Consider the following 15,705-nt stretch of genomic DNA (forward strand, 5'->3'; position numbering starts at 1 on the left):
GGGCAGATGTCGGGGCGGGCCCGTTCTTAGAGCCTGTTCATAATCTTGCTGCGCGGCCCTGATCGGGGCTCATGCGCTGCTCGAAATCCTCATGGACACCACGTCCATTCCGGTTTCTGTGCTGCTCTTCACCCCGCTGAGGGCCGCTCGCGACAGATTCTGAACAGGCTCTTACACGCCCCAGCGCGGGATGTGGTGGCTGCCCATCGAGATGCAGACGTTCTTGACCTCGGCGAACACCTCGAAGCTGTACGCGCCGCCCTCGCGGCCGGTGCCGGACGCCTTCACGCCGCCGAACGGCTGGCGCAGGTCGCGCACGTTCTGGCTGTTGATGAACACCATGCCGGCCTCGATGCCGCGGGCGAGGCGATGTGCCTTGCCGATGTCCTGCGTCCAGATGTACGACGCCAGGCCATACTCGACGTCGTTCGCCAGACGCAGCGCCTCGGCCTCGTCCTTGAACTTCATCAGGCACACCACCGGGCCGAAAATCTCTTCCTGCGCGATGCGCATCCGGTTGTCGACGTCGGCGAACACGGTCGGGCGGATGAAGTTGCCTTTGGCAAGATGCGCCGGCACGTCCGGGCGCTCCAGGCCGCCGGCGACAAGCTTGGCGCCTTCCTCGATGCCGATCTTGATGTAGCCGGTGACCTTGTCGTAGTGCGCCTTGGTGATCATCGAGCCGACCTGGGTGTTCGGGTCCTGTGGGTCGCCGACGATCAGGCGGCCGGCGCGGGCGGCGAATTCCTCGACGAACTGGTCGTAGACGCTTTCCTGGATGAAGATGCGGCTGCCTGCGGTGCAGCGCTCGCCATTGAGCGAGAAGATGGTGAACAGCGCGGCGTCGAGCGCGCGACGGAGGTCGGCATCGTCGAAGATCAGCACCGGCGACTTGCCGCCGAGCTCCATCGAGAACTTCTTCAGCCCGGCGTTCTGCATGATCTTGCGGCCGGTAGCGGTGCCGCCGGTGAACGACACCGCGCGCACGTCAGGATGGCGAACCAGCGCGTCACCGGCGGTGGCGCCGTAGCCCTGCACCACGTTCAGCACGCCCGGCGGGAGGCCGGCTTCCAGCGCCAGCCGACCGAGCTCGTTGGCGGTCAGCGGCGACAGCTCGGACATCTTCAGTACCGCGGTGTTGCCCAGAGCCAGGCAAGGCGCGGTCTTCCAGGTGGCGGTCATGAACGGCACGTTCCACGGCGACACCAGGCCGCATACGCCGACCGGCTGGTACAGCGTGTAGTTGAGCATCTGGTCGTCGACCGGGTAGGTGTGGCCGTCCATGCGGGTGCACACCTCGGCGAAGAAATCGAAGTTGTGCGAGGCGCGCGGGATCAGCACGTTCTTGGTCTGGTGAATTGGCAGGCCGGTGTCGAGCGTTTCCAGTTCGGCCAGCTTCGGCACGTTCGCATCGATCAGCTCGCCGAGCTTGCGCATCAGGCGCGCGCGCTCCTTGGCCGGGGTGTTGGCCCACTTTGGGAACGCTTCCTTCGCGGCGGCGACGGCGGCGTTGATTTCCGCCTCGCCGCCCGACGCCACTTCGGTAATCAGCTCGCCGGTGGCCGGGTTGAAGTCCTGGAAGGTTTCCGCGCTTTCGACCTCGCGGCCGTTGATCCAGTGCTTGATCATTTACTGCTCCTAGCTAGGTTGGCCGAAAGGGCAGCCCCGCCGGCCTGAATGGGGTTAGGCCAGCTGGCGTTCGTAATCGGCTTGGCTGACGATGCGGTTGGCGAGGCGGCCGACGCCTTCGACCTCGACGATCACCTCGTCGCCCGGCACCACGTCGGACAGGCCCTCCGGCGTGCCGGTGGCGATCATGTCACCCGGCGACAGCGTCATGAAGCCGCTGAGGTATTCGATCAGGAAGGGGATGTCGAACACCATGTCGCGGGTATTGCCCTGCTGGCGCAGCTCGCCGTTCACATAGGTGCGCAGGGTCAGGTTCGCCGGGTCGGGCACGTCGGCCTTGTCGATCCACCACGGCCCGATCGGCGTCAGCGTGTCGCGGTTCTTCACGCGCAGATTCGGTCGGTAGTAGTTCTCGAGGAAGTCGCGCACCGCGTAGTCGTTGCAGACGCTGTAGCCGGCGACATAGTCCATCGCGTCTTCGCGCTTGACGTTCTTGGCGGTCTTGCCGATCAGCACCACCAGCTCGCACTCGTAGTGCATGTAGTCGACGTTGTCCGGCCGCACCGACACCTGGCGGTGGCCGGTCAGGGTGGACGGCGACTTCAGGAAGACCAGCGGCTCGGTCGGCGCCTTGAACGCGAGTTCGGCGGCGTGGTCGGCGTAGTTGAGACCGAGCGCGAACACGGTGCCCTGCGCCGGCGGCAGCCATTCGACCGCGCTTTCGGCCAACTGCGTGCCGTCGGGCAGGGCAACCGAATGGTCGTCGTTCACCGTCACGTTATGGGTCTGGCCCTGGTAGCGGATGCGGGCGTGTTTCATGGCTGGGCCTCTTCTTTCACGGTCTCTTCGGCGATGACGGGGTTTTCCAGGCGGCCGATGCCGTCGATCTCTATAGCAACGACGTCGCCCGCTTTCAGGTCGACGCGGCGCAGCGGCGTGCCGGTGATCAGCAGGTCACCCGGCTCCAGCGTCATGAACTGGCTAAGCTGCGCGATCAGCGCCGGCACGCCGCGCACCAGGTCGGCGGTATGGCTGGTTTCGACCCGCTCGCCGTTCACATAGGTGCGGATCGTCAGGTCATCCGGGTCGGCAATGTCGGCCGCGTCGACCACCAGCGGGCCGATCGGGCAGAAACCGTCGCGACACTTGGCCTTCACCGCCGGGCGGTAGAAGCTGTCCTCCGGCAGGCTGACCTCGTTCACCACCGTGTAGCCGGCGACATAGTCGAGCGCCTCGGCCTCATCGACCTTGCGCGCCTGCTTGCCGATCACCACGCCCAGCGCGCCACCCGGCTGGATGCGCTCGACGCCGTTCGGAAACGGGATCGGAGCGCCGTGGCCGATCTGGGTGTTGCGGGTCTTGATGAACAGCACCGGGGTCTTCGGCGGGGTCTTGTACGGCGCATCGTGGAAGGCCGCCTCCAGCGAGTCGAGCAACTCGCGGTGGTTCAGCGCCACACCGTAGATGGTGCCGGTCACCGGTGCGAGCCACTGCGGCGCGTCCAGCACCGGGTTGCCGTTGTCCAGCTGCAGGCCGCCGTCCGGCAATGCCGTGACCGGGCTTGCAAGATGGTCGATCACTATCCTGCCTTGCTTCATGTCGGTTCCTCTTTTATTCGCCCTGCGGATGCGGCGCGGTCTGTGCGGCAAGCCCGGTACTTTCGCGATGGGCTTGAGCTTTTTATTTAATATGTTAACTTTATCGGGCGACGTCAACCGTCTTGTCTCAGTCCCACTCACGGCTCCATGCCGGTAAACACGATAATGACAATAGGTCGGGGCACTTTCCGGTAAACGACTGGTACTTTTCATGGCAGATGTGCCGCGCATCATGCCTACCTGTAGAAGTGTCGGCCGCCATGGAAGCGAGGGTGGTCAGCCCGGCCAAATACCCGTGGCGACTGACTTTGCCAGACAGCGGCTCCGTCGTTTCGGCCACGATGGTGACGGGTACGATTCGGTGTTTTGGCCGCCGGGCGTGGCCAGACAGCAACAGCAAGGCAGAAGGGGATCTCGAAAAGCCGTCGCGAGCGGCGCGCAGGCGAGGCGGACGGAGCGCAGAAACCGGAGTGGACTTAATGTCCATGAGGATTTCGAGCACCGCCCAACGAAGCATCCGCGCTGCGCAGCAGGTTTTTCGAGATCCCCTATGAAGAGGCGTCGCGCCCTAGACGACTATGAACGGAGTCCCCCGATGTCCCGCTTCACGCTCACCCGCCCCGTGCCCACCCTGACGACGGAAGCCGCGCTCGCCGGTGTCAGCGCCGCCATCCGCCATGCCCAGGAACGCCGTCTCGCCGTCAACGTCGCGGTCGTCGATGCCGCCGGCACGCTGCTGGCCTTCTTGCGCTGCGACGGGGCGCCGCTGCATTCGGTCGACATCGCGATCGACAAGGTGTATACCGCGGTCAGCTTCGGCCGCGCCACCGCAGACTGGCAGGCGGCGCTCGCCGACAAGCCCGAAGCGTTGCGACTGGGCCTCTTGTCGCGGCCGCGCTTCGCCGGCTTCGGCGGCGGCCTAGCAGTCATCGATCAGGGACAACGCGTCGGCGGCATCGGCGTGTCGGGCGCCTCGGAGGCGGACGATATCGCCTGCGCCGAGGCAGGGCTCGTCGCGATGCTGGCCGGCGCCAACCGAAACGGGAGCCCTCCATGAGCCAACAGCCGCGCACCCCGATCCCGAACATCGACATCGGCAAGGTCTACGACCAGCGCTACGAAGAGGCGCAGGTCCACTACGAGGCGTTCGGCAAGCTCGCCGAGTTCTTCGGCCGCAATATGCCGGTGCACCGGCACGATCGCTTTTTCCAGCTGCACTATCTGGAGACCGGCCAGATCCGCCTCTATCTCGAGGAGCAGCAGTACCTGGCCCAGGCCCCGCTATTCTTCCTGACCCCGCCGACGGTGCCGCACGCCTTCATCACCGAGTCGGACACCGAGGGTCACGTGCTGACGCTGCGCCAGGAGCTGGTGTGGGGCTTGCTCGACACGATGCCGAAGAACCTGGCCGAATCGCGGCTGATGAATCCATTCTGCGTCGAGCTGGGCAAGCTGCCGGCGGAGCTGGCCGGCGAGGCCGAACGGCTGCAGCTCTTGATCCGGCTGCTGGGCGAGGAATTCGCCGGCACCGGCAAGGGCAGGGACGCGGCGCTGCGCGCGCTGACCCAGCTCTTGCTGGTGTCCATCCTGCGCCTGTCCAGCCACGCCGAGGAGCACCGGCACTTCCGCCGCGAAGACCTGCAGATCTACCACCGCTTCAACGCGCTGATCGAAAGCCATTACCGCGAGCACTGGGCGCTGTGGCGCTACGCCGACGAGATCGGCGTGACCGAGGCGCGCCTCAACGACATCTGCCGGCGCATGGCCGACTTCTCGTCGAAACGGCTGGTGCACGACAGGCTGATCCAGGAGGCCAAGCGGCTGCTGGTGTTCTCGGCCGTGTCGGTCAACGAGATCGCCTACCATCTCGGCTTCAAGGACCCGGCATACTTCTCGCGCTTCTTCGTGCGCTACGTCGGTAAGACGCCGAGCCTGTACCGGGAAAACAGCCAGGACGTCGCGGCCGCCGACGCGTAAACGGCGGCAGCACTATCCACGGAAAGTCCTGCACTTTCTACAGAAAGCCTGTTTCGCTGGGACTTATCCGGCAAACCCCATCGCAGCATTGCCACGAAAAGTACAATTCATTCCACCTAAAGTCTATTCAATCACCCCAGCCGGCCTGCTTAAATTTGACCGTGGTCAAGGCGGACTCATCCCGACCTGACGAACGAGACAAAACCAAAGCAGCGAGAAACCTGAGGAGAACAGCGTGAAACCGGAAGACTTCCGTTCGGACAGCAAGCGCCCGTTTACCGGCGCCGAATACCTGCAGAGCCTGCGCGACGACCGCGAGATCTACATCTACGGCGACCGCGTCAAGGACGTCACCACCCACCCGGCCTTCCGCAACGCCGCCGCGTCGATCGCCAAGCTCTACGACGCGCTGCACGACCCGGCCACCAAGGATGAGCTGTGCTGGGACACCGACACCGGCAACGGCGGCTACACGCACAAATTCTTCCGCGCCGCGAAAAGTGCAGACGACCTGCGCCAGCAGCGCGATGCGATCGCCGCCTGGTCGCGTCTGACCTACGGCTGGATGGGCCGCACCCCCGACTACAAGGCCGCGTTCGGCACGGCCCTTGGCTCCAACCCCGAGTTCTACGGCAAGTTCGAGCAGAACGCCCGCGACTGGTACAAGCGCATCCAGGAGTCCTGCCTGTACCTGAACCACGCGATCGTCAACCCGCCGATCGACCGCGACAAGCCGGTCGACCAGGTGCGCGACGTGTACATCTCGGTCGACAAGGAGACCGACGAAGGCATCTACGTCAGCGGCGCCAAGGTGGTCGCGACCAATTCGGCGCTGACCCACTACAACTTCGTCGGCCAGGGTTCGGCGCAGGTATTGGGCGACAACACCGATTTCGCGCTGATGTTCATCGCGCCGATGAACACCAAGGGCATGAAGCTGATCTGCCGGCCGTCGTACGAACTGGCCGCCGGTGTGGCCGGCTCCCCGTTCGACTATCCGCTCTCCAGCCGCTTCGACGAGAACGACGCGATTCTGGTGATGGATAACGTGTTCATCCCGTGGGAGAACGTGCTGATCTATCGCGACTTCGAGCGCTGCCGCCAGTGGTTCCCGCAGGGCGGTTTCGGCCGACTGTTCCCGATGCAGGGCTGCACCCGCCTGGCGGTGAAGCTCGACTTCATCACCGGCTTGCTGGTGAAGGCGCTGCAGAGCACCGGCTCGCTGGATTTTCGCGGCGTGTCGGCTGCAGTCGGAGAAGTGACGGCCTGGCGCAACTTGTTCTGGTCGTTGACTGATGCAATGCACGGTAACGCCACCGAGTGGAAGAACGGCGCCTGGCTGCCGAGCACCGAGGCGCAGCAGGCCTACCGCGTGCTGACCCCGCAGGCCTACCCGGAAATCAAGAAGATCATCGAGCAGGTGGTCGCCAGCGGCCTGATCTACCTGCCATCCGGCGTGCGCGACTTCCAGAACCCGGCGATCGACAAGTACCTGAAACAGTACGTGCGCGGCTCGAACGGCATGGACTACAAGGAGCGGATCAAGATCCTGAAGCTGCTGTGGGACGCGATCGGCAGCGAGTTCGGCGGCCGCCACGAGCTGTACGAGATCAACTACGCCGGCAATCAGGACGAGATCCGTCTGCAGTGTCTGCGGCACGCGCAGGGCAGCGGCAATATGGCGCGCATGATCGGCATGGTCGACCAGTGCCTGGCCGACTACGACGAGAACGGCTGGACGGTCGACCATCTGACCAACCCGACCGACATCAACGCGCTCGACCGCATCCGCCAGTAGCACCCGACAACCGCAGGAGACCTATCATGGCGACACCCCTGGACCCCACCCGTCAGACCTTCCGCAACGCGATGGCGCTGTTTTCCGCGGCGGTCAACATCCTGACAACCGACGGCGAAGGCGGCCGCTGCGGCATCACCGCCACCGCGGTGTGCTCGGTCACCGATAACCCGCCGACCTTGCTCGCCTGCATCAACCGCAACAGCGCGATGAACGAGGTGTTCAAGCGCAACGGCAAGCTGTGCATCAACGTGCTGTCCGGCGAGCAGGAAGAGCTGGCCAAGCATTTCGCCGGCATGACCGGCTCGTCGATGGAAGAACGCTTTGCCTGGGACATCTGGGACGAGGGCGACGTCGGCGTACCGGTGCTCAAGGGCAGCCTGGCCAGCCTGCAGGGCCGTATCCAGCGCATCGAGGAAGTCGGCACCCACTCGATCTTCCTGATCGAGCTGGACGAGATCGGCGTGCAGGAGCACGGCGACAGCCTGGTGTACTTCGATCGCCACTTCCACCGCGTACAGCGCCCGGCCAAACTGGAAATGCGCGCCGCCTGAAGCACCGTTCGACCCTCTCGACGCCCGCGGCCAGCCGCGGGCTTTTTTCGTCCGCACCTTGTCATCCTTCCGGCGGATACCGCCCCGCGTCGCCGCTCCCTAGACTTCAGCTAACGTTGCACAACCAAAGTGAAGGAGAAGACGATGAGCGAACAGACACTATGGATTCAGGTCGGCGAGTTGGCCGAAGGCTTTGCCCCGGACAACAACACGCTGCCGACCAGCACGGAGCTGACCGGCAAGACGCTGACGCTTCACGCCGACGACGGCCGGCTGACCACGCTGTGCTTCGCGACCGCCGAAGAACTGGCCTGGTCGACCCGCATCGCAACGGGTGACGACCAGGAAGGACGCGACCGCTACCGCGCCAGCTCGCTGCGCGACGGCATCTACTTCGTCGACTACCTCCCGCAGCAAGAACGGGCGAGCAGCGTCAGCCTGGTGCTCGACCTGAACCGCGGCATCTTCACCGCCGTCTACGGCGAACTGCCGACCGAGGCCGAGGCGCGCCGCGACATGTTCGGCCGGGTGCTGGCCGGCGACGAGCTGACCGCGGTGACCGCTAGCTTCGTGCACGGCGCGATCGATGCCCCGGTCAGCGCCGACATGCCGCGCCACGAGGTGACCCGCGAGCTGGTCGGCCAGCGCATCCAGTACACCTACAGCGCCACCGAAGAGTACGAGCACGTTTATCTCAACGACAAGTTCTACAGCTGGCAATGCCTGAAGGGCGCCGAGCAGGGCCTGGCCGACACCGATCGCTGCCACTACTACAAGATCGACGAGTCGCTCTACCTGTTCGTGTGGCGCGAAAAGATCATCCCGACGCTGGGCGTGGTGATGGTCGACCTGCAGCGCAACAAGACCGACGGCAAGATCGTCGGCTACCGCGGCAACGACTTCAGCACCTTGGCCAACTTCCCGGTGGGCGCCTACGCCAAGCCGCTCAACCTGACCCGGTACGACTGAAAGGAGAGCGCCATGACGCTAGGAGTCGATCTTAACCGGGTCGCCCGCCAGCTCGATGCGGAGATGAGCCGCTTCGTGGACAGCCACCCGGTGTCCGGCCAGCGCTACCGCGAGGGGCTGCGCCACTGGCTGTACGGTGCACCGCTGCACTGGATGCAGCAGTGGCCGGGCAAGTACCCGCTCTATGTGCAATCGGCCAGCGGCGCGACGCTGACCGATGTCGACGGCCACCGCTACGTCGACTTCGCGCTCGGCGACACCGGCGCGATGTTCGGCCACGCGCAGCCGGCTGTCACCGCGGCGATCTCGTGCCAGCTCGAGCAGGGCGCTACGCTGATGCTGCCGACCGAGGACAGCCTGTGGGTGGGGCGGGAGCTGGCCCGGCGTTTCGGCCTGCCGTACTGGCAGGTCACCACCTCGGCCACCGACGCCAACCGCTTCGTGATCCGGCTGTGCCGGATGATCACCGGCCGCCGTAAGGTGGTCACCACCCACGGCAACTATCACGGCAGCGTCGACGAGACCCAGGTCGAGCTCGACGAAGAGGGCAGGATGGTGCCGCGCGACGGCGTGCACCCGAACGGGCTGAACCACGACGAGACCACCCGGCTGGTCGAATTCAACGACATCGCCGCTCTGGAGCAGGCGCTGGCTGCCGGCGACGTCGCCTGCGTGCTGACCGAGCCGATCATGACCAATATCGGCATGGTGCCGCCGGCACCGGGCTACCATGCGGCGCTACGCGAGCTGACCCGCCGCTACGACGTGCCGCTGATCATCGACGAGACCCACAGCATCTCGACCGGGCCGGGCGGTTATACCGCCGCGCACGGCCTCGAGCCGGACTTCTTCGTGCTCGGCAAGTGCATCGCCGGCGGCATCCCGGCAGCGGTGTGGGGTGTCAGCGCGGCGATGGCCGAGCGGATCTGGCGGGTGCGGCCGCACTTCACGCCGGGCGAGCCGATCAACCATTACGGCTTCGGCGGCACCTTGGCCGGCAGCGCGCTGCAACTGGCGGCGATGCGCGCGACTTTCAGCGAGGTGATGACAGAGAAGAACTACGCGCACATGGTGTCCCTGGCCGAACGGCTGGAGCAGGGCGTGCGAGCCTTGATCGACAAGCACCGGCTGCCGTGGCACGTGACCCGGGTCGGCGCGCGTTGTGAATACCTGTTCATGCCGCGCACGCCGCGCAACGGCGGCGAGGCGCACCGTGCGCGAAACGGCCTGCTCGAAGCGTACCTGCACCTGTTCATGCTCAACCGCGGCGTGCTGCTGACGCCGTTCCACAATATGGTGCTGGTTTGCCCGGCGATCACCAGCGCAGAAATCGAGCTGCACAACCGTCTGCTCGACCAGTGCCTGGCGACGCTGGTGGAATGACGCGCTAGCGGACACCCGTTCAGGCGTCCGTTCGGATCGTCCGGGTTTAACGCTTGTCACCACCTTGCAAAGGGGCTGCTTCGGCAGCCCCTTTTTGCGTTGTCGCGGCCCCCTGCCAAACTGCTAACCATCCCGCATCTGCAGGATAGCCAAACCCCGGTCGGGGCGAACACACTGCAGTCATGGGGCTAGGCTTGCCCGGGCAGATGGCTCGGTGGCCAACACCCTTGCAAACAAGACAGAGACGGACGCCATGATGCGTTCGCGGTGATGCAAAGGAGAGACGGATGTCCGATCAGTGCAGCGGTACAGCCAGCGCCAGCCTCGCGCAGTTCAGCGCGGCCTTGCTCGAAATCTATCGCCTGGCGCGCGAGGAATCGCTCGAGCGCTTTCACCAGACCGTGCTCGAATGCTTGCGACCGCTGTTGCCGTTCGGCAAGGCCTGGTGGGGCCGCGCGGCGCAGGCCGAGGACGGCCCACACGAGCACAGCTCCTTCCTGTTCGGCTTGCCCGACGCCTATATCGACGACTGGAAGGCAATCCGCCACGAGGACGTGACCGTCGCCAGGGTACACGCCGAGCCCGGTACCGCCGTCATCGTCGACATGCGCGACGCCGACGCGCCGGCCGGCCTCGCCTGGCTCGGCGAACGGCACGGCATCGGCGAGCTCTTGTGCGTGATCCATGTCGACCCCGTCACCCAGTTGAGCGACCACCTCGCGCTCTATCGCGCGCCGGGCGATGCGCGCTTTAACGACGCCGACCGCGAACTCTTGGCCTGTCTGATGCCGCACCTGGCTTCGGCGGTATCGGTGAACCAGATCCGTACCCTGCAGGCGCTGCGCAATACTTTGGCCGAACCGCGTCTCGCGATGGCCGTGTGCGACCAGGTCGGCATCCTGCATAGCGCCGAGGCGGGCTTTGTCGACCTACTGCTGACCGAGTGGCCCGACTGGGCCGGTCCTCAACTGCCAGCCAAGGTCAGGCCGCAGGGTTACGACGGCGGGCGCCTCAGCATCGAGGCACGCCGGGTCAACGACCTGTATCTGTTGACCGCACGCTATCGCTGCGCGATGGAGCAGCTCTCGGCGCGCGAGGGCGACGTCGCACGGCTGTTCGGTGATGGCAAGACCTACAAGGAAATCGCCCGCCTGCTCGGCATGTCGCCCAACACCGTGCGCCATCACATCCGCTCGATCTACGCCAAGCTCGGCGTCAACGGCAAGGCCGGCATCGCCCAGCTACTGCACCAGCTGCCGCCGTTTTCCTGATTCCCCGGTACCCGCCTGACGCTCCCCACCCCTAGGTCCTGATCGGCAGCCCGCCCACGCAGGCACGCCGCCGGGGGAGCGTGCGCGCGAAATCCGGCCCCAGCCACACCCGACCCACCCGAAAGGAGACCTAGCAAGATGAACGATGTCAGTCGTTTTCTAAGCTGTACCGCGCTCGCGCTGACCGCCGCGAGTAGTGGAGCGTTCGCCGCCGACACCAACGCGCGCGACTTCTTCAGCGCGCCGCCCGGCACGTCGCTCGGCGTGCTCTACCTGCCGGTGACGCGCGCCGACAGTTTTCGCAGCAAGGCCGGCGACGTCGGCCCGGCCGATCTCAGCGTCGACGCGGTCGCCTACCGCCAGGTCTGGTTCACCGACCTTTGCGGCACGCTATGCACGCCGCAGTTCATCGTGCCGGCCGCGCATATCGACGCGCGGCTGCCGGGCAGCGCACAAAGCCAGAGCATTACCGGCGTCGGCGACCCGCAGGTCGGCGGCACGCTGTTCTTCGCCAACCACCCCGAGGCACGCGAATACGGCGGCCTGTTGTCGCTACTCACGCTGCCGCTCGGCCGCTACGACCCACAGCACCCGGACGTCTCGCCCGGCGCCAACCGCTGGGGCGGTACCTTTCTCTTCAACTACACGCGCGGCGTCGGCAAGAACTGGGTGCTCGAAGGCTCGCTCGAGGCGCAGCTCTACGGCCGCGACGACGACTTCCACGGCGGCACGCTCAAACAGGAGCCGCTCTACCGGCTGCAGGCCTTCGCCTCCTACGACTTCACCCCGGCCACCTACGGCGCGCTGCGCCTCTATTACGCGCAGGGCGGCGCGCTGAAGCTGAACGGTCAGGACCTGTCCGACACGCGCCAGCGCTATACCCAGCTCGGCTTCGAGATCGGCCACTGGCTCGACCGCCAGAATCAGCTGATGTTCACCGCCGCCAAGAACGTCGAATCCGAAAACACCTTCGACAGCGCCCAGGCGATGCTGCGCTTCGTTCACGTCTACTGAATACGAACAGACCCGCACACCGGGCATACCCCCTACACACTGCAAAGGAGTAGCAAATGAGCAATCTCTCCGAAGCGCGGCTGGATACGCCGCCGCAAGCGGTGACCGGCGCCGGCACTCTGGCCGCCATCGTCGTCTTCGCCGCGATCGTACCCGCCGTCCTGATGATGGCACCGGCCATCGCCGCTCAACTGGCGGCTCAGCTGCACCTGGGGCCGGTCCAGATCGGCAACCTGTTCTCGGCCGAACTCGGCGCGATGAGCCTTGCCACGCTGCCGGCCTACTACTGGCTACCGCGGGTGAACTGGCGCCGCGCCGCGCTCGTGGCTGCACTCGTGTTCATCGCTGCCAACCTTGCCTCGGCGGCGGTACCGGGCTACGGCGCACTCTTGGTGCTGCGTTTCGTCAGTGCGCTGGCGGGCGGTTCGCTGATGATCCTGTGCTTGTCGGCCGCCGCGATGACGCCCAATCCCGACCGGGTCTACGGCTTCTGGTTGATAGGACAGCTGGCGCTGGGCGCGCTGGGCCTCGCAGTTCTGCCGACGCTGTTCGAACGCCACGGCATCGCGGTCGGTTACCTGATCCTTGCCGCGCTGATGGCGCTCAGCTGCCCGCTCGCGCGGCATCTGCCCGTCGCCAGCCGTCCTGCGCCTACGGGTTCGGCCAACCTCGCCGCGTCCGGCTTCGCGGTCAAGGCGGCCATCGGCATCGTGGCGGTGCTGACCTTCTATATCAGCCTGGGCGGGGTGTGGACCTTCATCGGCGCGATCGCGGCGAAGGCGGCGATCTCGCCGCAGGCCTCGGGCAACATCCTCGCCATCGCCACCTTGCTCGGCGTGGTCGGGGCAGCCTGCGCGTCGGCGATCGGCAACCGTGTCGGTCGTGGGCGGCTGCTCCTGGGCGGTTACGGCTTGATGATCATCGCGGTCCTGCTCCTGATCGGCACGCCCGACGCGTCGCGCTTTGCGCTCGCCACCTTCTGCTTCAAATACGCGTGGACCTTCGTACTGCCCTTCATCCTCGCCACGCTCGCCGGCGTCGATCACACCGGCCGACTGATGAGCACCACCAATCTGGTGATTGGCGGAGGGCTAGCGATCGGCCCGGCGCTGGCCGGCCAGCTGATCGAGGCGAATGGCGGTGATTTCCACGCGCTGCTCGTGACCGCCGTCGTGGTCGCCGCCGTCTCACTCGGGCTGATCCTCGCCTTGCAGGGCCGCGCACTTGGTTCGGCCAACCTTCGCTGACTCGCCTCGGCCCATTTCCACCTAGGAGAACGACAGATGACACGACGCACCGCCTTCTATTTCGATGAACAGTGCCTGTGGCACAGCGCCGGCCTGCACGCGCTGACGCTGCCGGTGGGCGGCTGGGTACAGCCACCCGCGGCGGCCGGCCACGCCGAGTCGCCCGAAACCAAACGCCGCCTCAAGAGCCTGATGGACGTCTCCGGCCTGACGCGGCAACTGGTAGTGAAAAGCGCGCCGATGGCGAACGAAGCGGACCTCTTGCGCGTGCACGGCGCCGCCTACCTCGAACGCTTCAAGGCGCTCAGCGACGCCGGCGGCGGCGAGCTCGGCCCGCAGGCACCGATCGGGCGCGGCAGCTACGAGATCGCCAAGTTGTCGGCCGGGCTTGCTCTGGCAGCCGTCGACGCGGTGCTCGCCGGCGAAGTCGACAACGCCTATGCGCTGTCGCGTCCGCCCGGCCACCACTGCCTGCCCGACGAGGCGATGGGCTTCTGCTTTCTCGCCAACATCCCGATCGCGATCGAAGCGGCCAAGGCCGAGCACGGGATCGAACGCGTGGCGGTGCTCGACTGGGACGTGCACCACGGCAACGGCACGCAGGCGATCTATTACGACCGCCCCGACGTGCTGACCCTGTCGCTGCACCAGGATGGCTGCTTCCCGCCCGGATACGGCGGCGCCGACGACCGCGGCGCCGGGGCGGGCGAGGGCGCCAATATCAATGTGCCACTCTTGCCCGGCGGCGGGCATGACGCCTATCTCTATGCGATGGAACGCATCGTCGTGCCGGCGCTCGAACGCTTCCGTCCCGAACTGATCGTGGTGGCCAGCGGTTTTGACGCCAATGCGGTCGACCCCTTGGCGCGCATGCTGGCGCACAGCGATACCTTCCGCGCGATGACGGGGCTGGTGCGCGAGGTGGCCGCACGGCATGCGGGAGGCCGCCTGGTGATAGTGCATGAGGGCGGGTATTCCGAAGCCTATGTGCCGTTTTGCGGACTCGCGGTGATCGAGGAACTGGCGGGCGTGCGCACCGAAGTCGTCGATCCGATGCGCGACTTCATCGAGTTGCAGCAACCGGGTGTGCCGATGCGCAGGCTGCAGCGCGAACTGATCGACGCCATGGCCGTCGGGTTCGGGCTGTAATAGGGAAGGTGTCGCGCTAGCCGGGGCGCCCCGGAGCTGAACAAGGGGCCGGCCTGCATCGCATAGCAGACCGGCCCGTTTCTGTGGGGGAGGGAGGGCTTACTGGGACAGGCTGCGCATGCGGGTTTCCGACGGCAGTTCGTCGAACAGGCGCCGGTAATCACGAGAGAAATGCCCCAAGTGATAAAAGCCCCAGTGGCCGGCCACTTCTCGGATGCTCGGCACGACTCGATGCGGCGCCAGCAGCATGCGCCTCACCCCGTTGAGGCGGATCGAACGCAGGTAGTCGACCGGGGTGGTGTTGGCCACCTGTTGGAAACCGTTCTGCAGCGTGCGGCGGCTGATGCGCAACTGCCGGCACAGGTCGAGCACGGTGACCGGCTCGTCCGGCGTTGCCAGCACGATCGCCTGGCTACGCTTAACGATGTCGCTGTAGGTGGCATGGGTGATGTCACGGCGCGGCTCGGGCTCCGCGTCGCTGAGCAGGTCGAGCAGTAGGCTGATGAACTGGTGCTTGACCAGCTTGCGGGTGCCGTCGAAGTTCAGCATGTCCCGGTTTTCCACCAGCTGACCCAGCGTCTCGAGCAGCGTAGATCGGGCAGCGCACAGCCTCTCGGCGTTCACCCGGATCACCGGCTGCCCCCAGCGGCTACCCTCCAGGCTGGCGAACAGCTGCGGCGCCAGCATCGCCAGCTCGTCGTAGTCGATCGACACCTGGATCCAGTCCATATTCGGGGCGACGTGGAACAGGAACTCCTCCTTGCCACGCAACGCCATGATGGCGTCGGCGCCCACCGGACAGCCCTGCAACGACGACTGGGTCGGCGGCACGACGGGCACGGCAAAATGCACCATCCGCGGCGGGGTCTCGCCGTGCTGAACCACGCGCTGATTGAGCACCTCCCGGTAGACCTGCAGGCCGTCGATGCTGAGCTGGACCAGCGAGCTGCTGAAGCTGCCCGCCGAGATCTGGTCGTAGACCTGCCGCCAGCGGGTCACCGCTGCCGCATGCGCCTGAGCGTCGTCAAAACGGTGTACTTCGGCCAGCATTCCGCCATCCTCCAAACTCGCCCCGGACCTGGGTGACAAATCGAATAGATCCGGTCGCGAACACAG

General features: G+C 65.9%; 14 protein-coding genes. 10 read left to right on the forward strand and 4 right to left on the reverse strand.

The window, feature by feature from the left end; translation table 11 throughout:
• Positions 1-171: 171 nt before the first annotated feature.
• From hpaE to ACZ2IA_RS15550, 3 genes are read right to left on the reverse strand one after another with little or no spacing between them, the layout of a single operon-like run.
• Positions 172-1,629, reverse strand: a complete 1,458-nt coding sequence (hpaE, locus tag ACZ2IA_RS15540; protein WP_470293498.1) for a 5-carboxymethyl-2-hydroxymuconate semialdehyde dehydrogenase — start codon at positions 1,627-1,629, stop codon at positions 172-174.
• Positions 1,630-1,683: 54 nt separating this feature from the next.
• A complete protein-coding gene (locus ACZ2IA_RS15545) occupies positions 1,684-2,448 on the reverse strand; it encodes a fumarylacetoacetate hydrolase family protein (protein WP_470293499.1) in 765 nt (254 codons plus the stop codon).
• Positions 2,445-3,227 (reverse strand): fumarylacetoacetate hydrolase family protein, encoded by a 783-nt coding sequence (locus ACZ2IA_RS15550; RefSeq protein WP_470293500.1) that lies wholly within the window; start codon positions 3,225-3,227, stop codon positions 2,445-2,447. The genes ACZ2IA_RS15545 and ACZ2IA_RS15550 overlap by 4 nt, the downstream gene beginning before the upstream one ends.
• A gap of 595 nt (positions 3,228-3,822) precedes the next feature.
• Between ACZ2IA_RS15550 and ACZ2IA_RS15555 the strand changes: the two genes are divergently transcribed.
• The 10 genes from ACZ2IA_RS15555 (at position 3,823) to ACZ2IA_RS15600 (ending at position 14,589) form a co-directional block, all read left to right on the forward strand.
• A complete protein-coding gene (locus ACZ2IA_RS15555; protein ID WP_470293501.1) occupies positions 3,823-4,284 on the forward strand; it encodes a GlcG/HbpS family heme-binding protein in 462 nt (153 codons plus the stop codon).
• On the forward strand, positions 4,281-5,204 hold the full coding sequence (gene hpaA, locus ACZ2IA_RS15560; protein WP_470293502.1) for a 4-hydroxyphenylacetate catabolism regulatory protein HpaA: 924 nt from the start codon (positions 4,281-4,283) through the stop codon (positions 5,202-5,204). Before ACZ2IA_RS15555 ends, hpaA begins: the two co-directional genes overlap by 4 nt.
• A 235-nt stretch (positions 5,205-5,439) precedes the next feature.
• A complete protein-coding gene (gene hpaB, locus ACZ2IA_RS15565; RefSeq protein WP_470293503.1) occupies positions 5,440-7,002 on the forward strand; it encodes a 4-hydroxyphenylacetate 3-monooxygenase, oxygenase component in 1,563 nt (520 codons plus the stop codon).
• Between the two features lie 26 nt (positions 7,003-7,028).
• Positions 7,029-7,556 carry a 4-hydroxyphenylacetate 3-monooxygenase, reductase component gene (gene hpaC, locus ACZ2IA_RS15570; protein ID WP_470293504.1) on the forward strand — a complete coding sequence of 176 codons (528 nt, stop codon included), beginning with the start codon at positions 7,029-7,031 and terminating at the stop codon, positions 7,554-7,556.
• A gap of 144 nt (positions 7,557-7,700) precedes the next feature.
• On the forward strand, positions 7,701-8,525 hold the full coding sequence (locus ACZ2IA_RS15575) for a molybdenum cofactor biosynthesis F family protein (protein ID WP_470293505.1): 825 nt from the start codon (positions 7,701-7,703) through the stop codon (positions 8,523-8,525).
• A 12-nt stretch (positions 8,526-8,537) separates the two neighbouring features.
• The gene (locus tag ACZ2IA_RS15580; protein ID WP_470293506.1) at positions 8,538-9,908 is read left to right on the forward strand and encodes an aspartate aminotransferase family protein; all 1,371 of its coding nucleotides are present in this window, start codon (positions 8,538-8,540) and stop codon (positions 9,906-9,908) included.
• A 287-nt stretch (positions 9,909-10,195) separates the two neighbouring features.
• Positions 10,196-11,179, forward strand: a complete 984-nt coding sequence (locus ACZ2IA_RS15585; RefSeq protein ID WP_470293507.1) for a helix-turn-helix transcriptional regulator — start codon at positions 10,196-10,198, stop codon at positions 11,177-11,179.
• Between the two features lie 138 nt (positions 11,180-11,317).
• Complete coding sequence (locus ACZ2IA_RS15590) at positions 11,318-12,193, forward strand: transporter (protein WP_470293508.1); 876 nt, start codon at positions 11,318-11,320, stop codon at positions 12,191-12,193.
• A gap of 56 nt (positions 12,194-12,249) precedes the next feature.
• On the forward strand, positions 12,250-13,440 hold the full coding sequence (locus tag ACZ2IA_RS15595) for an MFS transporter (RefSeq protein WP_470293509.1): 1,191 nt from the start codon (positions 12,250-12,252) through the stop codon (positions 13,438-13,440).
• 36 nt (positions 13,441-13,476) lie between these two features.
• Positions 13,477-14,589, forward strand: a complete 1,113-nt coding sequence (locus tag ACZ2IA_RS15600) for a class II histone deacetylase (RefSeq protein WP_470293510.1) — start codon at positions 13,477-13,479, stop codon at positions 14,587-14,589.
• A 99-nt stretch (positions 14,590-14,688) separates the two neighbouring features.
• Here ACZ2IA_RS15600 and ACZ2IA_RS15605 read toward each other — a convergent pair whose 3' ends face one another.
• On the reverse strand, positions 14,689-15,639 hold the full coding sequence (locus ACZ2IA_RS15605; RefSeq protein ID WP_470293511.1) for a helix-turn-helix domain-containing protein: 951 nt from the start codon (positions 15,637-15,639) through the stop codon (positions 14,689-14,691).
• Between the last annotated feature and the right edge of the window lie 66 nt (positions 15,640-15,705).

The organism is Crenobacter sp. CS_VA4 (genome assembly GCF_055597485.1).